Below are 19,243 nucleotides of genomic sequence, written 5' to 3' on the forward strand. Positions count from 1 at the left end.
GGCTTTCCTTTGGGAAAGCCATTCATAATAATAAAAGCAATAATGACAGGCACCATTGCTCGACTGGAAATCCCATGAACATATCAAAGTTATTTGCCATTGTGCTGAGTGCGCTTTTACTATCGGCCTGCAGCCATCTGGATGGCCTGCTGAAAGACAAAGTACAGGAAAAGGTAGCATTTGATTTGAGCCGCCTGGATGCTGATGGCCTCGAGGGCCCAGCGGAACGGCAAGCGATCCCTGAGCTATGAGTTCTGTATTCCTGCCCATGTGAATACCGCACGGCAGGTGATGTACATTGACCCAACCGCAATTGTCTACAAAGAATCCCCCGGACGTTTACAGTGTAATGAGGAGCAGTATCTGGTAGTGGGTAATACTCATCAGCCCAATTATCTGGTGACCCTGAAAAAACTGGCTGAATTGATCTACGTTACCCAGATTCAAGAGACATTTTTTGAATAAAGCATAACCGCAGAATCCACTTTCGATAACCATGAACTCAAGAGATAAAACCTCGCCCCCCCATTCCCCCGGTATTCTAATCCGTAACCCGGTACTCCGGTACGCCTTTAAAGCCTGCGCCCTGCTCTGTATTGCACTGGGTTGTATCGGCATTTTCCTGCCACTACTACCCACCACCCCCTTTCTATTATTAGCCGCTTTTTTCAGCCTGCGTTCATCTCCAACCATTCACACCCGACTCTTGAACCACCCAACACTTGGCCCCCCACTACGCCAATATCTTAATCAACGCAGCATTTCCACCAGAGTATATATCCGCGCAGTCATTTTCCTCTGGCTAACCATAAGCCTCTCCATTTGGCTACTCACCCTGCCATGGCTCAAATACCTGCTACTAACCATAGCCATCACCGTAACGCTATACCTGACAAAATTAAAAAGAAGGAAAACACACCCCTGAAAACCCGTCTTAAAATCAACTGCCCACTGCCCACTCAATTCCAACAAAACCCCCAACCCAAAACAACATTTGCATTACACTTGATTAAGTTGTCAGCCTGATTTTCACCGGTGGTGATATGAGTAAGCAGATTCTCGTGCTAGGCAGTATTAATGTTGACCATGTTCTGAGGGTTGATTGTTTTCCCAAACCAGGCCAGACCATCACCGCTTCATCTTACGACATTATGGCAGGAGGCAAAGGCGCTAATCAGGCAGTAGCCTGTGCCCGCCTTGGTGGCAATACATTTATGATGGCAGCGATCGGGCAGGATGATCCGGGGCGGGAAATAGTACAGCAGCTGAGTGATGAAGGTATTGATACATCGGCAATTACTGAAATAGTGGATGCCCAAACAGGGGTGGCCCTGATGTTCGTGAATGCCAAAGGTGAAAATATGGTTGGCATTTCTGCTGGCGCTAATGGCTGCCTGAGTGAAGAGTATATTGAGCAGAAACATAGTTTGATCGCTGGTGCAGATTATCTGCTCTTGCAGCAGGGGATTCCTGAATCTGTCATGCGACAGGCTGCTCATATTGCCAGGGGAAGCCATACTAAAGTTGCCTTGAGCCCCGCATCTGTCAAACCGTGTTCCGGGGATGACTTACTGACTGTGGATTTGATTACGCCTGATCAGACGGAGGCAGACATTCTTACCGGTATTAAAGTACTCGATGAAGCATCGGCAACCCAGGCTGCTACTCTATTGCATGAGAAAGGTATTACTGACGTGGTGATCACCATGGGTCAGTATGGGGCCTATGCATCATCCATGACTTCAGGTCATCCTGAAGGGCTGATGGTTCCCGGGTTCCCGGTTAAGGCCGTTGATACAACGGCGGCTGGCGATACATTCAACGGTGCATTGCTGGTGGCCCTGGCGGAAGGAAAATCGCTTGAGGAAGCGACTTTTTTTGCCAATGCCAGTGCCGGCCTTTCGGTCATGAGTGCTGGTTCTCAGTCGTCTATTCCCTATCGTTTTCAGGTTGAGGAATTTATTCAGTGCGATCAGGAAATTGCCGATGCTGCGGCAACCCCGGATACCTCATGATGCTGGTATTTCTTTGATATGAAAGGTGAATACGGATACCCTCGTTGATTAAAGACGAAAACATTGATGGTAAATTTTTAAAGTGCTTATCAGGCTCCATGCACCCAGCTGTTTGCTTGGCTGGAAGAAGGTACAGTATGCAAAATCAGCTCGACCAATTAAAAAAAATGACCAAGGTTGTGGCCGATACCGGTGATATCGAAGCCATCCGTCGCTACCAGCCGGTTGATGCGACGACCAATCCTTCACTGATTTTAAAAGCCGCGCAGCTACCGGCGTATAAAAAGCTGGTTGATGAAGCCATTGCCTTTGGGCGCAATCATTCTACAGAAAAAGCGGTCAGTGCCCGTTATGCCTGTGACTGGTTGACGGTCGGTATTGGCAAAGAGATTCAGCAGGTAGTGCCGGGCTTTGTGTCAACGGAAGTGGATGCACGACTGTCGTTTAATACGGGCGCGACGATTCAAAAGGCCAGGCAGCTGATTGATCTCTATAAAGAGCAGGGCGCTGATAGTGAGCGGGTGCTGATCAAAATAGCGTCTACCTGGGAAGGTATCAAAGCGGCGGAGGTTCTGGAAAAAGAAGGTGTTCGTTGTAATCTGACCTTGCTGTTCAGTTTTGCCCAGGCCCAGGCCTGTGCCGAAGCCGGTGCTTATTTGATTTCCCCGTTTGTTGGCCGGATTCTCGACTGGTACAAAAAGCAGAAGGCCGGGATTTTACTGCTTCACAAGACCCCGGCGTGCAGTCGGTCACCCGTATCTACAACTACTTCAAACAACATGGCTACAACACCGTGGTGATGGGAGCCAGTTTCCGAAATACCGGTGAGATTACTCAGTTAGCCGGTTGTGATTGCCTGACGATTGGTCCTGACCTTCTCGTTCAGCTGGAATCATCCGGGCAACTGCTTGAACAAAAGTTGTTTGCCGACTCACCAGTGTGTCGTGATGAAAAAGTGGTTCTGGATGAGGCTGCATTTCGCTGGGCGATGAACGACGATGCCATGGCAACGGAAAAGCTGGCTGAGGGTATCAGAAAGTTTGCTGAAGATCAGATTAAGCTGGAAAAGCAAATGCTTGATGCAATTTAGCCCTGATACACATAAACAAGAGCCTTCCCAAGGGCCCCTGGGAATGGCTATTGGTGATCAAAATACGACAGAAGGTTACATTTTCTTGGTTGCCATGGTAATACGGGATATGCAGGTGGGCCTGCCCTGGTCATCCTCAATCTTGATCTCCCACACCTGGGTACTGCGGCCGATATGAATGGGGCGGGTTGTGCCGGTCACTTTTCCGGACGTGGCTGAGCGAAGATGATTGGCGTTGATTTCCAGGCCAACACAGTAGGCTCCGTCTTCACAGCACAGGTTGGCGGCAATGCTGCCCAGTGTTTCAGCGAGAACCACCGAAGCACCACCATGCAGCAGTCCCATGGGCTGAATGGTTCTGCGGTCAACTGGCATGGTGCCCTGGAGAAAGTCGTCTCCTACTTCGGTGATCTCAATACCCAAATGGTCACACATGTTTTCCTTGAATGCCGCGGTTTCAGTACTGTAAGGCCTTTTCCAGATGGACATCTTTTTTCCTTTTCTCTTTTTTGGCACTGATTATCAGATCCGGTTGCGCAAGCCCAGCTGATCCGGGTGAGGCGTCAGGTAGGTTTGTCGTTGAACATATACACTACCATGATTGTCTATGAAATGCCGTAGCATGGTCATGGGGGCAATAAGGGGGATCATTTCCTGACGGTACTCTTCAATCAACGTCAGCAGTTGCTTTCTCTCTTTGCCATCGACGCTCTTTTTCACATATCCGAGGATATGCATCATGGCATTGGTGTGAGATTTTCGATTGGCCCGTCGTTTCAGGGCGCTCATAAAGTTGCGCAGGTACTCCTCCAGCAGTTCATGCAGATTCGCTTTGCTGCCTTTGGCCACGATTTGGCCCAGTAACTCATACCCCTGAGGATAATGGGCCATGATCATGTACTTGTGAGTAGAGTGAAAGTCGACCAGGGCGGCATAAGATGGCCCTGCCATCACGGTTTTCTGCCAACGGTCATAGGCGTAAACCCGGGTGAAAAAATTTTCACAGAGTATCGGGTCGTGCAGCCTGCCTTCTTCTTCTATTGGCAGCAGCGGGTTGCTCTCCATAAATGCCCTGGCATAGGCCCCCGGTGCACTTTCGCCCAGCGGGTGGCCATTGTCATGGTACACCTTGACCCTTGCCATGCCGCAGCTGGGGGACTTCTGCATCAGAATATAGCCGCAAATGTGTGATAGCTGATCAGACATATCATGACCATACTGCGTCAGGGCATTCGTTACATCCAGGCTGGCATTTTCCGTGCCGACTACCCGGATTTGCAACTGCTTATCGGGCGCAGACGATGAACTTTGGCCGGTAGTTTGTGATGCTTCAGCCAGTTGGCCGACCAGTCGGATGGGCTCTCTGGGGGTTCCCAGCCCGATAGCCATCTCAGGACAGACCGGCTCAAAGTGGAAGAATTTATCCAGCGTGTTGACACAAAAAGACGAGCGTTTGTGCCCACCGTTATAGCGCACTTTATGGCCCAAAAGGCAGGAGCTGATGCCCAGTGTGATCTGTTTTTCAGGCTCAGGTATGGAAACGATAGCCACTTGTTATTCTCCACTTTACAATCGAAATACACGCCCTGGTTAATATCGCCAGTTACTGGCAGTTCCTTTGCCTGTCAGCGGTTGAAAACAGGTATAACTCTACATTGCTGTTAAGGCAAGAGTGATGTGCCTATAAGTCTCTCCATCATCTAACTGCCTGTGCAGTAAGGCTTTTTTAATGGATTGCAGTGTCTCATTGGCGAGTCGGTTTTGCCGGTATACAGCACAGATTTTTCCTGCATAAGACGACACTATTATCACAGTCGTACAGGAATTAACCCGACCCGGATCATTCCGAAAGCCCTGTCCCGGACTTGCAAAACATTACCAGCAGGATATTAACGGTATTGGAATGCCTGATTTGAGGTGGGCATAAGTAGTTAACCAAATGAAATCATATATTTCTGACTAAGTTGTCAGTCACTCTGCGGCGTTGCAACTCCGGTCACATAGCTACGGCTATGCTCCCTACGTTGCGCCTTGCATAGCAACTGCCCACTTAGCCAGAAATATACGATTCCATTTGGCCAACTACTTAGGCTGCTTTCGATAGCGGAGGCATGGAGCCCGGATTTAGCCATCCGTTTCCGGTTTATAGAATCAGGGAACTTTTGACAATCTGCGCACACTAATATAGGGAAAGAAGTTGCACAGCCTGTGAAATCAACATCTGCTGGTAAAAGGTTGCAGTTTCAGGCTCTCTTCGCTATTGCCTGATCATCAGGTGATCTGGGTTCAGGTTTTGCCTGATGATCTACTGGCGTTCTCTGGTCTGATGAAGGCAGTTGCTTTTCTTGATATTTAGTATCAATAAATCAGTCAGTTGCATTCATCGGGTCATCTGATTAGTGAGAACTTTCAGATCATCTGACTGTCCAAATGGCGGAGTAATTATTTTGTTGGAGCAAAGTTTCTGGAGACTATTTTACCGTGCTGATTGTTACTGATACGCCCCGTCTGATACTTCGTACCTGGCAGTTACAGGATGTCGATGCGTACTCTGCCTTACTGGGCGAAACACCTGCCGGTGCCTCAGATGCCATGGCCACAGAGCCCGGAAGCCTTGCAGAAACCGAGTTGTGGCGCTACCAGGCGGAACTGGATAAATGGGGGTGGTCGCGCTGGGCGGTGGTATTCAAAGAGAATAACCAGCTGATTGGCTATTGTGGCTTTTCTCCCTATGGCAAGCATATTGAGATGAGCTGGCGCTTTTTACCCGCTTACCGCGGACAGGGGCTGGTGCTGGAAGCTGTTGAGGCAGTGACTCAGTTCGGGTTTAACCAACTGGGTATGGAAGAGATTATTTCTTATACAACCCCCACTAATGAGTTTGCCCAGGGCGTTATGCAACAACTGGGGATGACACTTGATCGCTTTGAGGGGTGGAGTACTTGTACGGTTGCCCGTTACCGCATACAGTCACCGATATAAATCATGTGCTGAAAATATTCCGCAGCCACAGTACAATCACCATAAATAATTTCATTCTTTTAAATTTATCCCTCCACTTACAGTCTTTTTTGAACTCATGAGCAATAGCAGCAGTGACATCCTGAGTAGCTGGGAGCAGAAAATTATCGCCTGGCTACAATCCATGCACCACGACCATGATGACCACTCCCATGACTTTTCCCATTTTCAGCGGGTCTGGAAAACGGCGCAGCAGATCATAGATCTGGAGCAGGTGTCTGTGAATCCACTGGTGGTTCTCGCTGCCTGCTACTTTCACGATATTGTGGTGTTGCCAAAAGATCATCCTGAGAGGTCCAGGGCCTCTTCGCTGGCTGCCCTAAAGACCAGAACCTGCCTTGAGGATATGGGGTTTCCTGCTGAGTTGATTGATAACGTTTGTCACTCGGTGGCCAGTCACAGCTATTCTGCGGGCATTGCGCCCGAGACCATGGAAGCCAAAGTGGTTCAGGATGCGGATCGGATGGAGGCTCTGGGAGCTATCGGGCTGGCCCGGGTTTTTTATACATCGGGCCTGCTGCGGCGAAAAATGTTCGACCCCGAAGACCCATTGGCAGAGCACCGGGCCCTTGATGATCGCGAATACGCGCTGGATCATTTCCAGGTGAAGTTGCTGAAGCTGTCTGACACCATGCAGACGTCCGCCGGACGCAGAATGGCAGAGCGGAATTCTGAATACCTCAGGGAATATATGGGCAAGTTGCTTAAAGAGCTGGAGGGGGATTATTCCTGACCCGGTACTACTTTTTCAGTTGGGGCACCTTTATAATCTTCCTATCTTGTCGGAGTGCGAAAGCTGAGATCGCTGCATTTTATCGGATATGTGCAGCAAATTCGTTGAACCTGCTCAGGGTAATACCTGCGAAGGGAACAAGAGAAGAGAGTATCGGGTTGCTATCTGGTGGCTGGCTGATCACGCTTTTGGCCAACCATGCCTTGAATGTCTGAAAGCATTGTTTTGCTTTAAATCATGCAGCTTCTTGCTAACCTTGATGAGTCAAGTTAGCCAAAACCGTCTATTCCTTTTCTCTGGCCTGAGACACCGGCAAGCCATACCAATAACAATAGATAAGGAATATTCATGGCCGGTAACTCTCAACTTCAGGGTATTCAGATGCGTGCTCCAATTGCTGACAGTCAGTCACTTCTGGCAGAAGCCTGTCGTCCATTTCCTGCCTCACGGAAAATTTACCTTCCCGGCAGCCGCCATGATATTCGTGTGGGCCTGCGGGAAATAACTATTGGGCAGAGACGCGGGGAGTACAGTCAGTTATCCACTGAATCTGCCGTTCGGGTGTACGACACATCCGGTCCTTATACTGATCCGGAATACTGCCTGGATCTGCTTAAGGGTCTGCCGCCTATCCGTTCAGAATGGATACGGGCACGAGAAGACTCCGAAGAGTTGAGTGCCCAGTCTTCGACCTATGCATTGCGACGAAAACAGGATATTCAGGTTGAGCCGGTGCGCTTTCAGTCATCTGCCCCTGTCCGATGTGCCCTGTCTGGAAGAAATGTGACTCAGCTCCACTATGCCAGACAGGGAATAATCACACCGGAGATGGAATATATCGCCATCAGGGAAAACATGGGAAGGCCTGAAGCAAAGATAACCCCCGAATTTGTTCGTCAAGAGGTGGCATCCGGTCGTGCGGTGATACCCGCGAATATTAACCATCCCGAAGCAGAGCCCATGATTATCGGCCGTAACTTTCTGGTGAAGGTTAATGCCAATATTGGTAATTCACCGGTGACGTCTACCATAGAGGAAGAAGTTGAAAAACTGCTCTGGGCAACCCGCTGGGGGGCCGATACAGTGATGGATCTTTCCACCGGTAAACATATCCATGAAACCCGGGAGTGGATTATCAGAAACTCACCGGTACCCATTGGCACCGTGCCTATTTATCAAACGCTGGAGAAAGTAAACGGCAAGGTAGCGGATCTTAACTGGGAGGTGATGAAAGACACCTTGATTGAGCAGGCAGAGCAGGGGGTAGATTATTTCACCATTCATGCCGGAACGTTGAGAGACCATGTGAAACTGACCACTGATCGGGTGACCGGTATTGTTTCCAGGGGTGGTGGGATTCTCGGGCAGTGGTGTGAAATGCATGACAGCGAAAACTTCCTCTATGACCACTTTGATGAGATCTGCGAGATATGCAAGGCATACGACATTACCCTTTCATTAGGGGATGGGCTGCGCCCGGGATCGGTGGCTGATGCCAACGATGCAGCACAGTTTGCTGAACTGAAAACGTTGGGTGAACTGACAAAGAAAGCCTGGGCACATGATGTGCAGGTGATGATTGAAGGGCCCGGGCATATACCGATGCACCTGATTCAGGAAAATATGGATAAACAGCTGGAGTATTGCCACGAGGCACCCTTTTACACACTGGGTCCTCTGACGACGGATATCGCCCCTGGCTATGACCATATTACTTCCGGGATCGGTGCCGCAATGATTGGCTGGTTTGGTTGTGCAATGCTCTGCTATGTGACACCAAAAGAGCACCTTGGCCTGCCCAACCGTGAGGATGTGAAACAGGGGTTGATCGCCTACAAAATTGCTGCCCATGCGGCAGATGTCGCCAAAGGTCATCCGGGGGCACAACTAAGGGATGATGCGCTGTCCCGTGCCCGTTTTGAGTTCCGCTGGGAGGACCAGTTTAACCTGGCCCTGGATCCGGATACCGCAAAAGCCTACCACGACGAAACCCTCCCCCAGGACAGCGCCAAGGATGCGGGTTTCTGTTCCATGTGCGGACCAAACTTCTGCCCAATGCGCATGACGCACGATGTGCGGGAGTTGGAAGAGCCTTCAGCCAATAAAGAGCCCTTAGCCAATAAAGAGCCCTTAGCCAGTAAAGCGCCCATAGCCAGTCAAGCGGCTCCCGCAATGGAAAGCCCCTCCTGAATCCTCTCGATCAGCTGCCGGGTCTGGGCAATATCACCCAGTGTTATTCTCAGACCCTTTCGCCCGGTCTGGTCAGACTTGGGGCGAACAAGGATACCATGTTGGCGCAGGTGCAACTCAATGACCTCAGGATTATCCGGAAATGCCCAGATGAAATTGGCCGCACTGGGCCAATAGGGAATGGCCTGTTGATCAAGGAACTGCTCAAACAAGGGCTTGGATGCCTCCATAACTTCCCTGACGTACTGACGGGTATACTCCGGATGGTCCAGGGCGGCATTGATGGCCACGGCAGCAAACTGGTTAACATCATAAGGGCCACGGATATTCAGCAGCGCCCGGATGTTGTCAGGGTGGCTGATCACGTAGCCCAGGCGAATGGAAGGCAGGCCCCAGGTTTTAGAGAAGGTGCGTGTGACCAGAATATTCGGGTATGCCATAACCGCATCCGCCACGGTGGCCTGAGAGTATTCAAAGTAGCATTCATCAACCAGCAGGGCGGTATTGGGTGCGGACCTGGCAATGGTCAGAATGTCTTCACGCTGGATTTGCGTGCCGCTGGGGTTGTTCGGGTTGGCAATGACAATCAGCCGGGTTTTTGCGGTGATGGCGTCCAATACTGCGTTAACCGGAAAGCCGGATTGCCGCGTATAGTCTGGCTCAACAATGTTCAGCTTTTCAATATTGGCGCACTGGTGGTACATCGCAAAGGTCGGGCCGGGGATGATGATGTCATCACCTTCTGTGCAAGCCGCACGGATAATAATATCAATGCCCTGGTCAGAGCCATTAGTGATCATGACCTGGGGTTCATCGACGCCTGCATAGTCAGCGATTTTCCGGGTCAGGTCGCCATAGGATGGGTACACCTGCAGACGATCATCATTGATAAAGTCAATCAGTGCCTTTTTAACATGCTCACTGACGGGCAGCGTTCTCTCATTAAAGTCCAACAGCAGATTGTGATGAGGGTCTCTGCCTTCAAGTGGCGGAGAATAGGCACTCATCCGGGTGATGTGGGACTTGAAAATGCTCATCGGCGGTTTCCCTGATCCATCTGTTTTTGTTGGAGAAGGTGCAGTATAGAGCAGAGTTCCCGGGAGAAGCTATCAGGCATTGGGTCCGCTTAATGCTCTGGCCTGATATAATGTTCAGTTTCCTGACAGGTATGTGGATTTCCTATAAATGGAAAAGGTATTAGAACTTCTGGCTGATGGCGGTTTCCACTCCGGTGAGGCGCTGGGCAAGGCGTTGGGGATCAGTCGCGCTGCGATCTGGAAAAAGCTGAAAATGCTGGAAACGCTCGGCCTGCAAATTGATTCAGTCAAAGGCCGGGGATACAGGCTGCACCCGGGAGTTGAGTTGCTGGATAGTGAACGTATTCTCAATGCTCTGGCCCCATCCGTCAGAAAGTCGGTGGTTGTCCACACCTGTTTGAAAACAGCGTCTACCAATGATCTGGTCAGAGAGATTCCTGTTGCCAGCCCGTTAATAAAAGGGGTGTGTCTGGCAGAATATCAGACCAGCGGTCGTGGTCGGCGGGGCAGAGCCTGGGATAACCCCTTTGGTTCGACTATCAGCATGTCTGTACGTTGGTTTTACAGTGCTGGTATGGCATCCCTCGAAGGGCTGAGCCTGGCGGTCGGTCTGGCTGTACTGAAAGCACTTGAACGCAGCGGTGGCGGTGATCTCAAACTGAAGTGGCCTAATGATCTGCTGTGGAACTCCCCCGACGGTTTTCGCAAGCTGAGTGGCATCCTGCTGGAAGTGCACGGAGACCCCACCGGAGACTGCGAGGTGATCATCGGTATTGGCGTCAATATTGCCCTGAGCCAGCAACAGATCAACAGTATCAGCCAGCCCGCAGTGGATATGCAGCGGGTGTGTGGTACCACAATGAGCCGAAACCAGGTAGCCAGTGAGTTGATCAACGAGTTGTGCCGTACCCTGGATTTTTTCAGTCAGCAGGGCTTCAGCCATTTCCAAGACCAGTGGGAGCGCTATGATGCTTTTGCCGGGCAGGAGGTTGTTCTGGACGCTTCCGGTAAAATGGTGTCCGGCGTAGCTTCCGGGGTGAATGGTCATGGTGGGCTGTTATTGCAGACCCGTGAAGGTATGATGACTTTCAATGGCGGTGAGGTTTCATTAAAGGCCGCGACACTCACAAAGAGCAAGTCATCATGAGAATTCTGGAACTGGATGCAGGCAATAGCCGATTAAAATGGCGGCTACAGAATAGCGGCCATATCATCTCCCATGGTTTTCTTGCCAACAGCGAAGACTGGCAACACGAACTGCCCAAGCTGCTGGATCAAATTGGGCCGGTCGATTCGGCCAGGGCTGCCATTGTCTCCGGAGATGAGCATTTTGCGCAGTTGAGCGCTGCGGTTAATCAGCACTTGAATGTATCCCTGTTAAAGGCCGAGGTTAAAGAGCAGTGCCGGGGCGTGAAGGCTGCCTATCCCGGTCTGGGTGTTGATCGCTGGCTGGCTATGCTGGCGGCCCATCATCTGGACAGGGCAGAGAATAAAGAACCCTGCAATAAAATGGTGGTGAGCTGTGGTACTGCCATTACCATTGATTTGTTGAGTGACGGTGGGAACCACCAGGGTGGATATATTGTACCGGGTGTCGGCCTGATGAAGAGCATGCTGCATACCAGGACAGCACAACTTCCCATGGTAGCAGCAGAAGCGTCAACGATAATGCCCGGAACAAGCACTGCCGGGTGCATTAATAACGGTATTCTGGCGATGGCCGTAGCCATGATTAATACACAACAGGCGCAGTATAAAACGGCTTGTGGCAAAGACTGCCTGGTTTATCTCACCGGAGGCGATGCTACCTTGATTCAGCCGTATCTGGGTGAGTGTTACCATCATCCCGCGCTGGTGATGGATGGTCTGGCGCTTGCTTTCGAACAGGAGGGGAGTAACTCCATTATATAAAATGCGTTTGACAGTAATTTTTCTTGTGTTTGCCAATATCAGTTACTTTGCCTGGGGCTCATGGCAGGAGTCCAGAGTGGGTTACTGGCTGCCTGAGAGTGATAGTGCCTATACTGAAGCCGCAGGTGAGCGGCTGATTCTGTTGACTGAGACGGAAGATTATCTTCAGTCTCTGCGGAATGAGACTGAAGTTCAGCCAACGTTGGAAACCTCGCTGTATTCCGGTGATACCGTCCAGGAATGTCTGATCGTCGGGCCTTTGGCCAATGTGATCGAGGTGGATGAGTTGCAGCAGCGCCTGTTTGCCGTAGGTGTCAGCAGCAAAGAGCGTGCAGACGAAAGCAGTCAGCAGCAGGATTACTGGGTTCATATACCGCCACTGGCCAGCAGGGATGCGGCAATACGGCTGTTAAGGGAACTTCAGGCCCAGAGAATCGACAGCTTTGTGATTACCCAGGGCGAACTGACCAATGGGATCTCGTTGGGGCTCTTTTCCCGCAGTGAATTTGCAAAAGCCGTAAGCCGTCGCTTAATGGATGCGGGCTATGAGGTCGCGATCAAGTCCCTGCCCAGAGTTCCTGAGCAATGGTGGCTTGAGATGGATGCCGCAGTAGAAGAAAAGCTGAGTACGTCATTCTGGGATGAGGCTACTGACCAGTTTCCTGAACTGAAAACCTTAAGAACGGCCTGCAAGAAGAATGATACGCTGAAAAAAGTGATGTAAAAGCATTGCAACGGACCAAGAGTTTCTCTAGTATACGCCTCGCTGCTCAGGGAGACAGTTAGCCAGGACGACAAGCAGAGGTGACCGAATAACAAGGTTGCTGAGGTGAAGAAAAGTCGGGTTGACAAAGAAAACTTCCTGAATAAAATAGCGCAGCATCTGGTGGGGTTCCCGAGTGGCCAAAGGGATCAGACTGTAAATCTGACGCGAAAGCTTCGCTGGTTCGAATCCAGCCCCCACCACCAGATTTCACTTCCTTGTGTTAAGTCAATCGAAAAACTGATTCTTGATGCTTGGAGACTGCTGGCTTCTCTTGTATCCTTTGTTGGGTGCGCAGAAGCTTCTGCATAAACGAAGTTTGTTTGTGCGGGTATAGTTCAATGGTAGAACCTCAGCCTTCCAAGCTGATGATGCGGGTTCGATTCCCGCTACCCGCTCCAGATTGCATCTCTTTCGTTCTTTTTTGAGATTCATGCTCTTATAGCTCAGTCGGTAGAGCGCATCCTTGGTAAGGATGAGGTCACCGGTTCAATTCCGGTTAAGAGCTCCATATAAAACAAGGGTTTACAGTAATGTAAGCCCTTTTTTTATGCGCTGTAATTCCCTCCTTACTCACCTATGTGATTCACTCTCAAGTCAAATTTTACAAGTTGGCAGTTGGCAGAAAAAGCTTTTACTGCCTTTGCCTCTTGCAGAAGCACACCGGCTAGTGGCACTGTCCAAACTGACCACCTCTGCTGTTCAAATGTGACCAACCCTGCTGTTTTAGAGTTACCACCCCGCTGTTTATGGTCCAGTGTATTTTTTGAAATCATCCATCCTGCTCTTCAGCTTCAGGATCAGTGGATGGCTATTCGTACGTTTTGGATGGTCGTCGAATAATACGGACTCAAGCTTTTCGGCTTCTGTCAGGAATACTGACCACAAAAAAGCTTTGTCATCAGCAGCGTTTTTTGTCAGCCCGATTTTTCTGGCTTGGGCCAACCATTCTCCGTACAGTTTCAAACTGCCAGAGAAAACAAGCTAACAGTGAGCGAAAAAACCATTAATCAGCTGGCGTTGATGGTCATTATGATCATTAAACTCAAAATAGAATGGATCATAAACCGACGTTGTAAACAGGTGCTGCAGTTGTTCATATATTGTCGTGTAAAGTTCTTCTGCAACAGCAGATAATGGCGTTAGTAAGCTCTGTCTGAGAAACAGTTTGGTTACTGTCATCTGGCAGCCATGTGCCCGTCGACAAGTATTTTTCTGCTCAGCCCAGCCCTCTTCAATAGCCAATGCCAGAAAACAGGTCAGCGAATCAAGCGTGTAAGGCACTTCAAGTTTATTAACAGTTTTGGCCCTTAATGTCTGTCTTCTGACAGTGCTATTTTCATCACTGAAGAGTTTGCCCCTGTACATTGAGGGCAGCTGTAACATTTAAAAAATCCTGATCAATCTGCTGTTGATCAATGAGTTCCCAAAAGCAAGGACAGAGAATGCCTTTCGCCCCCTTGTCCCGTATGTTTGAAACACTCGACCAGATGAAACTGTCGTTTGAAGATCGTCTCAGCCTGTTACTTGCAGCTGAAACTCTGGATCGTAAGCAGCGCAAACAGCAACGACTCAGGAAGGCGGCAAAAATCAAGCAGGCCAGCGCCTATGTGGAGGATATTGATTATGCGGCCAGTCGGGGGATTGATCCGGGTGCATTAGAAACACTGTGTCGATGCGACTGGATAACCAGAAATCAGTTTTTATTGATGCCATTATGGATCGTCTGATTCACCGTTCACACCGTTTGGAACTGTCAGGGGAGTCAATGCGTAAGAAACAAAGTCTCAATTTGGCAAAACAGGAATAATATGCAGTAAACCTATAACGTGACGGATCAAAAAGGGAACCACGGACCAGTTCATTGCACAATCTATGGTTCCCGTATCTGCAAACTGATGAATACGCCGGATACGGTGCTGTGGCTGAAAAAGAAGACCTTTGGTACTCAGGCAGTGCCATTTTTTACAGCCTGATCGAAAGTGCAAAGTCTAATGGATTGGAACTCTACGATTATCTCTGTCGTGAATTGTAACGAGTACCCGACTGTAATTCTGTGGATGCCTTGGAAGTCTTGTTGTTATAGCAATTATGCGAACAGAGTCAAAAAATATATTGACTTTATTTATAGCTGTTGACACCGATTTAAACTGCTGTTTGAATGTGTTTCATTCAATAAGAACAACTCAATAGTGAAAGGGATACATGGAATGACCCGGGGAATGATGGCCTACGTTCGTGGCTGTAGTGCTTATATCCAGTCTTTCGCTGGTACCTGGAAAGAGTCGCCTGTTATCAGTAGATGTCACAAGCTGAAAAGCTTTCCTTCTCCAAGCCTCTTCTAACTGAAAGTTCGTGTTCTGCACCAGGCACGATGTCCATTCATAAAAATAAGTATCTGGACAGTCGTAGTAGTGAGTCAATTCAATTCCATACATTGCCTGGTGATGCTGGCCAAATTTCATGGCGTAGCGGCAGAGGCTGAGCAGTTGCATTACCAGTTTGGTCGTGGCGATGCAGCGCTTGACGATATAGCCATGCTCAGGGCGGCTAAATCCCTGAAGTTGAAGGCCAGAAAAATCAAAGTGGCAGTGGATCAGCTGACTGATCTGCCGTTGCCTGCGATTGCACGACAGGTGGATGGTCACTACTTCATCATTGCCCGGGTACATGAAGGGAAGGCGCTGATTCAAAGTCCGCTGAAGCAATCCCCCGAGGCAGTATCGTTGGATGTGTTGGAAACGATGCTCTCTGGCGATGTTCTGTTATTCACGAAACGCTCTTTATTGCCGGGCAGTTTTGCCAAGTTTGATTTCAGCTGGTTTATTCCCGCTTTGCTGAAGCATAAAAAACTGCTGTCGGAAGTATTGCTGGCTTCCTTCTTTATTCAATTGTTTGCACTGATCACCCCACTGTTCTTTCAGGTGATTATCGACAAGGTGCTGGTTAACCAGGCATTAACGACGTTAGACGTATTGGCATTTGGCCTGTTGGTACTCTCATTTTTTGATATTGTCCTAAATGGCTTCAGGAATTATGTATTCAGTCACACCACAAACAGAGTCGATGTGGTGCTTGGCTCACGGCTGTTCAACCATTTACTTCGCTTACCCATTGCATTCTTTCAAGCTCGTCGAGTAGGCGACACGGTGGCCCGGGTTCGGGAGCTGGACACCATTCGGGAGTTTATTACCGGCTCTGCCCTGACGTTATGTATCGACCTGTTATTCACCGTCGTCTTTTTTGTGGTGATGTATTTTTACAGCTCAACGCTGACCTGGATTGTGTTGGGTTCCATTCCTTTTTATATCCTGCTCTCTTTGATCGTTACCCCGATTCTCCGTGCCCGACTGAATGAGAAGTTCAAGCGTGGCGCAGAAAATCAATCCTTCCTGGTGGAGTCCGTCACTGGCATAGAAACCATCAAAAGCTCTGCCGTAGAACCCCAGATGCAGCGGCACTGGGAAGACCAGTTGGCGGCTTATGTATCTGCCTCCTTCAGGGCTATGAACCTTGGTAATATTGCCAGCCAGTTTGCCGGGTTAATCAATAAAGTCGTCACGGTGCTGACGTTATGGGTCGGTGCCACATTGGTCATCAACGGAGAGATGTCCGTGGGTATGCTGATCGCCTTTAATATGATTGCCGGTCGGGTGAGTGCGCCGATCCTGAAGCTGGTGCAGCTCTGGCAGGATTTCCAGCAGGCCGGTATTTCGGTGCAACGATTGGGCGATGTACTGAATACCCCCACGGAACCGGGGCACGATCCAAACCGAACCACATTACCTACATTGAAAGGTCAGGTACGTTTTGAACACGTGACTTTCCGTTATCAGCCCGATCGGCCTGCTGTACTCAATGGCGTATCGCTCACGGTCAACCCCGGGCAAGTGATCGGTATTGTAGGGCGTTCTGGCTCAGGCAAAAGTACGCTGACAAAACTGGTGCAGCGATTGTATGTACCTGAATCTGGTCGTCTATTGGTGGACGGTGTTGACCTGGCACTGGTGGAACCCGCCTGGTTACGTCGTCAAGTGGGCGTGGTGCTGCAGGAAAACTTCCTGTTCAACCGCTCAGTGCGGGACAACATTGCCCTGGCCGACCCGAGTGCCTCCATCGAACGGGTGATGGCAGCGGCGAAACTCTCCGGTGCCCATGATTTTATCTTGGAATTACCCGAAGGTTACGACACCAATGTCGGTGAACAGGGCAGCTTCCTTTCCGGCGGTCAGAAACAGCGCATTGCCATTGCCCGTGCTTTGCTCACCAATCCGAAAATCCTGATTTTTGATGAAGCCACCAGTGCCCTGGATTACGAATCGGAACACATCATCCAGCAGAACATGAAAAAGATCAGCCAGGGTCGCACGGTCTTTATTATTGCCCATCGTCTTTCCACGGTGCGGGATGCCAACCGCATTATCGTGATGGACAAAGGCAGAATTGTGGAAGAAGGTGCTCATGATCAGTTGGTAAAACAGGGTGGCCATTACGCAAGGTTGAATGCCCATCAGCATAGCTTACGGGAGGCGGTGTAGATGAAGTCACTGTTCTCAAAAGCCACCAAAGCGCTGCTAAGTCGAACGGAGCGCCCGGAATCTCTGGATTACACCCGTCGTCAGTTTCTGCCAGCGGCACTGGAAGTGGAAGATACCCCAGCCAGTCCGGCAAGCCGGGTTATCGTTAAAGTGATTATCGCTTTGTTTGTCATCGCCATTCTCTGGGCCTGTTTTGGCAAAATCGATATTGTGGCCACCGCCCAGGGAAAAATCATACCCGGTGAGCGGGTTAAAACCATTCAGCCGATGGTGATTGGTGAGGTGCAGGTGATTCATGTTCGGGAAGGCGATGAAGTCAAAGCCGGTGATCCATTGATCACTTTGGTAGGCACCGTCACGGAGGCGGAAAGCGTTCGGTTGCAACAGGAAATCGAGGCTCTTGGTTTGCAGCTGGCCAGACAGCAGGCGTTTGTTGCTTATCTTGATGCCCCTTCCTCCAACCTCGTTCCCACGGTTTTAGGGCCTTTAGGTTCTCCCGTGGGAATGCATACCCACTCTTACCGAAAGTACGCGGTCACAGAAGAACAGGCTCCCGGGCAAGAACATGAGATCCAGAGAAATAGCGAATCTCAAACCTTCGTAGAACAGTTGCTATTTCAACAAATCGAAGATTACAGAACATCAGCAAATGCCCTGATCAGCCAGGAAAAAAGCAAACGCGCTGAGCTACAAACCATTGTCGCTCAGGTGAACAAGCTGAAGCGGGTTCTTCCCATTATTGAAGAACGCACCCAATCACTGAAAGCGCTTTATGACAAAAGCTACGGCTCCAGAGTGGAATACCTGGAGCTGGAACAGCAACGCATCGAACTGGAAGAAGATATCAAGGCTCAAAGCGCCGCCGTTAAGCAACTGGCTGCAGAAGCGGAAGCGCTGCAACATCAACTGGCCAGCCTCCATGCACAGACTCGCCGGGAAAGCCTGGATCAGCAGGAACAGCTGCACCGTCAGCTGGACACACTGGAGCAGGAACGCATCAAAGCAGAAGAGTTGCACGACCAGCAACAGATCACCTCACCCATTGATGGCACGGTGCAACAATTGCAGGTGCACACCATCGGCGGTGTGGTACAGCCAGCGCAGGCACTGATGCAGATTGTACCCGCCGAAGCAAAGATGGAAGTGGAAGCCTGGATACTGAACAAAGACATCGGTTTTGTTCACGAGGGCCAAAGCGCCGAAGTAAAAATCGACACCTTTAACTTCACCAAATACGGTTTGATTGATGGCATGTTAACCAACGTTTCCAACGATGCCGTGCCCGATGAGCAGTTAGGGCTGAGATACCTTGCCAATGTGCAAATCGAAAAAGACTGGATGCAGGTAGAAAGCCGTAAGGTGAATCTCGCCCCAGGAATGAGTGTGGCGGTAGAAATTAAAACGGGGCAAAGGCGACTGATAGAGTATTTTTTGAGTCCACTTTTAAGGTTTAAGCAAGAAAGTATACGTGAGCGTTAAGTCTTTATAACAAGTTTAAGGTCGGTTTAAGTTATGGAAACAGTATTTTTATTACTTTATCTCGCAGCATACTGGTTTCTGAAGATTTCAGGAACAATTGGTTTTAATCAGGAATGGCCAGTTTCAATAGAGACCTACAGTTTGTTGCTAATGGCGAGTCTGTCAATATTTTTTGCTGTTGCAAGAGTTTATGTTGGGAATAAACAATTCAAGGTAAGTAGTCGTGATCCAGTTCCTGGCTTTAAAAAAAGAGTTTTTTCTGATCTCGGGTATTTGTTTTTTGGATTTGTAGTTTTAATGACAATCCTTAGGTCGGATAAAAATTATTTTGATACAGGAGTTAGAGAACTAGGTCTCTCTATGTTCGTGTATTGGATAATAGCTATTAGTTTTGGTTTTCTTAGGGAAAGCCGTTTTTATAACAAATGGCTTATTTAATAAAAATAAAGATGCTTGGAGGTGACCT

Annotated in this window: 19 protein-coding genes, 3 tRNA genes, 1 pseudogene and 1 riboswitch; of the genes and pseudogenes, 18 read left to right on the forward strand and 5 right to left on the reverse strand. The window is 49.5% G+C overall.

Annotated features, from left to right (window positions below):
- The first annotated feature begins 198 nt into the window (after positions 1-198).
- From O3276_RS17745 to tal, 4 genes and pseudogenes are all read left to right on the forward strand, one after another.
- A complete protein-coding gene (locus tag O3276_RS17745) occupies positions 199-465 on the forward strand; it encodes a hypothetical protein (protein WP_269672534.1) in 267 nt (88 codons plus the stop codon).
- A gap of 31 nt (positions 466-496) precedes the next feature.
- Entirely contained in the window at positions 497-925 is a 429-nt protein-coding gene (locus tag O3276_RS17750) for a YbaN family protein (protein ID WP_269672535.1), read from the forward strand.
- Between the two features lie 118 nt (positions 926-1,043).
- Positions 1,044-2,015: a ribokinase gene (rbsK, locus tag O3276_RS17755; RefSeq protein WP_269672536.1), complete on the forward strand. Its 972-nt coding sequence runs from the start codon at positions 1,044-1,046 to the stop codon at positions 2,013-2,015.
- 137 nt (positions 2,016-2,152) lie between these two features.
- Positions 2,153-3,105 (forward strand): annotated as a pseudogene (tal, locus tag O3276_RS17760) (transaldolase).
- 75 nt (positions 3,106-3,180) lie between these two features.
- On the opposite strand, the gene O3276_RS17765 reads toward tal, so the two are convergent.
- Together O3276_RS17765 and O3276_RS17770 are read right to left on the reverse strand one after the other, a co-directional pair.
- The gene (locus tag O3276_RS17765; RefSeq protein WP_269672537.1) at positions 3,181-3,594 is read right to left on the reverse strand and encodes a hotdog fold thioesterase; all 414 of its coding nucleotides are present in this window, start codon (positions 3,592-3,594) and stop codon (positions 3,181-3,183) included.
- A 33-nt stretch (positions 3,595-3,627) separates the two neighbouring features.
- A complete protein-coding gene (locus tag O3276_RS17770) occupies positions 3,628-4,656 on the reverse strand; it encodes a YbgA family protein (protein ID WP_269672538.1) in 1,029 nt (342 codons plus the stop codon).
- 930 nt (positions 4,657-5,586) lie between these two features.
- On the opposite strand from O3276_RS17770, the gene O3276_RS17775 reads away from it, so the two are divergent.
- The 3 genes from O3276_RS17775 (at position 5,587) to thiC (ending at position 9,049) form a co-directional block, all read left to right on the forward strand.
- Positions 5,587-6,087, forward strand: coding sequence for a GNAT family N-acetyltransferase (locus O3276_RS17775; protein WP_269672539.1), 501 nt, complete (start codon positions 5,587-5,589; stop codon positions 6,085-6,087).
- A 97-nt stretch (positions 6,088-6,184) separates the two neighbouring features.
- The gene (locus O3276_RS17780) at positions 6,185-6,859 is read left to right on the forward strand and encodes a phosphohydrolase (RefSeq protein WP_269672540.1); all 675 of its coding nucleotides are present in this window, start codon (positions 6,185-6,187) and stop codon (positions 6,857-6,859) included.
- Positions 6,860-6,899: 40 nt separating this feature from the next.
- Positions 6,900-7,013: riboswitch (TPP riboswitch) on the forward strand.
- Positions 7,014-7,207: 194 nt separating this feature from the next.
- Complete coding sequence (gene thiC / locus O3276_RS17785; RefSeq protein ID WP_442876532.1) at positions 7,208-9,049, forward strand: phosphomethylpyrimidine synthase ThiC; 1,842 nt, start codon at positions 7,208-7,210, stop codon at positions 9,047-9,049.
- On the opposite strand, the gene O3276_RS17790 is transcribed toward thiC, so the two are convergent.
- Positions 9,016-10,086 carry a pyridoxal phosphate-dependent aminotransferase gene (locus O3276_RS17790; RefSeq protein WP_269672541.1) on the reverse strand — a complete coding sequence of 357 codons (1,071 nt, stop codon included), beginning with the start codon at positions 10,084-10,086 and terminating at the stop codon, positions 9,016-9,018. The genes thiC and O3276_RS17790 overlap by 34 nt on opposite strands.
- Before the next feature lie 148 nt (positions 10,087-10,234).
- On the opposite strand from O3276_RS17790, the gene birA reads away from it, so the two are divergent.
- The 6 genes from birA (at position 10,235) to O3276_RS17820 (ending at position 13,271) form a co-directional block, all read left to right on the forward strand.
- Positions 10,235-11,233 carry a bifunctional biotin--[acetyl-CoA-carboxylase] ligase/biotin operon repressor BirA gene (birA, locus tag O3276_RS17795; protein WP_269672542.1) on the forward strand — a complete coding sequence of 333 codons (999 nt, stop codon included), beginning with the start codon at positions 10,235-10,237 and terminating at the stop codon, positions 11,231-11,233.
- Positions 11,230-11,997, forward strand: coding sequence for a type III pantothenate kinase (locus O3276_RS17800; protein WP_269672543.1), 768 nt, complete (start codon positions 11,230-11,232; stop codon positions 11,995-11,997). Before birA ends, O3276_RS17800 begins: the two co-directional genes overlap by 4 nt.
- 1 nt (position 11,998) lies before the next feature.
- The gene (locus O3276_RS17805; protein WP_269672544.1) at positions 11,999-12,721 is read left to right on the forward strand and encodes an SPOR domain-containing protein; all 723 of its coding nucleotides are present in this window, start codon (positions 11,999-12,001) and stop codon (positions 12,719-12,721) included.
- Positions 12,722-12,882: 161 nt separating this feature from the next.
- Positions 12,883-12,966, forward strand: a tRNA-Tyr gene (locus O3276_RS17810).
- Positions 12,967-13,087: 121 nt separating this feature from the next.
- Positions 13,088-13,161 (forward strand) — tRNA-Gly (locus O3276_RS17815).
- A 34-nt stretch (positions 13,162-13,195) separates the two neighbouring features.
- Positions 13,196-13,271, forward strand: a tRNA-Thr gene (locus O3276_RS17820).
- Positions 13,272-13,507: 236 nt separating this feature from the next.
- On the opposite strand, the gene O3276_RS17825 is transcribed toward O3276_RS17820, so the two are convergent.
- Positions 13,508-13,705, reverse strand: coding sequence for a hypothetical protein (locus tag O3276_RS17825; RefSeq protein WP_269672545.1), 198 nt, complete (start codon positions 13,703-13,705; stop codon positions 13,508-13,510).
- A 39-nt stretch (positions 13,706-13,744) separates the two neighbouring features.
- Entirely contained in the window at positions 13,745-14,146 is a 402-nt protein-coding gene (locus tag O3276_RS17830) for a hypothetical protein (RefSeq protein WP_269672546.1), read from the reverse strand.
- 59 nt (positions 14,147-14,205) lie between these two features.
- Between O3276_RS17830 and O3276_RS17835 the strand changes: the two genes are divergently transcribed.
- From O3276_RS17835 to O3276_RS17850, 5 genes are all read left to right on the forward strand, one after another.
- Positions 14,206-14,490, forward strand: a complete 285-nt coding sequence (locus O3276_RS17835; RefSeq protein WP_269672547.1) for an ATP-binding protein — start codon at positions 14,206-14,208, stop codon at positions 14,488-14,490.
- Entirely contained in the window at positions 14,478-14,570 is a 93-nt protein-coding gene (locus tag O3276_RS25860) for an ATP-binding protein (RefSeq protein ID WP_219622270.1), read from the forward strand. The genes O3276_RS17835 and O3276_RS25860 overlap by 13 nt, the downstream gene beginning before the upstream one ends.
- Before the next feature lie 604 nt (positions 14,571-15,174).
- On the forward strand, positions 15,175-17,298 hold the full coding sequence (locus tag O3276_RS17840; protein WP_269672548.1) for a type I secretion system permease/ATPase: 2,124 nt from the start codon (positions 15,175-15,177) through the stop codon (positions 17,296-17,298).
- A complete protein-coding gene (locus O3276_RS17845) occupies positions 17,299-18,777 on the forward strand; it encodes an HlyD family type I secretion periplasmic adaptor subunit (RefSeq protein ID WP_269672549.1) in 1,479 nt (492 codons plus the stop codon).
- A gap of 33 nt (positions 18,778-18,810) precedes the next feature.
- A complete protein-coding gene (locus tag O3276_RS17850) occupies positions 18,811-19,215 on the forward strand; it encodes a hypothetical protein (protein WP_269672550.1) in 405 nt (134 codons plus the stop codon).
- Positions 19,216-19,243 lie beyond the last annotated feature (28 nt).

This window comes from Endozoicomonas sp. GU-1 (assembly GCF_027366395.1).
Lineage (GTDB): Bacteria > Pseudomonadota > Gammaproteobacteria > Pseudomonadales > Endozoicomonadaceae > Endozoicomonas.

Coding starts and splice junctions, on each gene's coding strand:
- O3276_RS17830 (WP_269672546.1), bottom strand. CDS start 14,146: ATGTTACAGCTGCCCTCAATGTACAGGGGCAAACTCTTCAGTGATGAA.
- O3276_RS25860 (WP_219622270.1), top strand. CDS start 14,478: ATGGATCGTCTGATTCACCGTTCACACCGTTTGGAACTGTCAGGGGAG.
- O3276_RS17845 (WP_269672549.1), top strand. CDS start 17,299: ATGAAGTCACTGTTCTCAAAAGCCACCAAAGCGCTGCTAAGTCGAACG.
- O3276_RS17800 (WP_269672543.1), top strand. CDS start 11,230: ATGAGAATTCTGGAACTGGATGCAGGCAATAGCCGATTAAAATGGCGG.
- O3276_RS17835 (WP_269672547.1), top strand. CDS start 14,206: ATGCCTTTCGCCCCCTTGTCCCGTATGTTTGAAACACTCGACCAGATG.
- thiC (WP_442876532.1), top strand. CDS start 7,208: ATGGCCGGTAACTCTCAACTTCAGGGTATTCAGATGCGTGCTCCAATT.
- O3276_RS17790 (WP_269672541.1), bottom strand. CDS start 10,086: ATGAGCATTTTCAAGTCCCACATCACCCGGATGAGTGCCTATTCTCCG.
- rbsK (WP_269672536.1), top strand. CDS start 1,044: ATGAGTAAGCAGATTCTCGTGCTAGGCAGTATTAATGTTGACCATGTT.
- O3276_RS17750 (WP_269672535.1), top strand. CDS start 497: ATGAACTCAAGAGATAAAACCTCGCCCCCCCATTCCCCCGGTATTCTA.
- birA (WP_269672542.1), top strand. CDS start 10,235: ATGGAAAAGGTATTAGAACTTCTGGCTGATGGCGGTTTCCACTCCGGT.
- O3276_RS17765 (WP_269672537.1), bottom strand. CDS start 3,594: ATGTCCATCTGGAAAAGGCCTTACAGTACTGAAACCGCGGCATTCAAG.
- O3276_RS17805 (WP_269672544.1), top strand. CDS start 11,999: ATGCGTTTGACAGTAATTTTTCTTGTGTTTGCCAATATCAGTTACTTT.
- O3276_RS17745 (WP_269672534.1), top strand. CDS start 199: ATGCTGATGGCCTCGAGGGCCCAGCGGAACGGCAAGCGATCCCTGAGC.
- O3276_RS17780 (WP_269672540.1), top strand. CDS start 6,185: ATGAGCAATAGCAGCAGTGACATCCTGAGTAGCTGGGAGCAGAAAATT.
- O3276_RS17850 (WP_269672550.1), top strand. CDS start 18,811: ATGGAAACAGTATTTTTATTACTTTATCTCGCAGCATACTGGTTTCTG.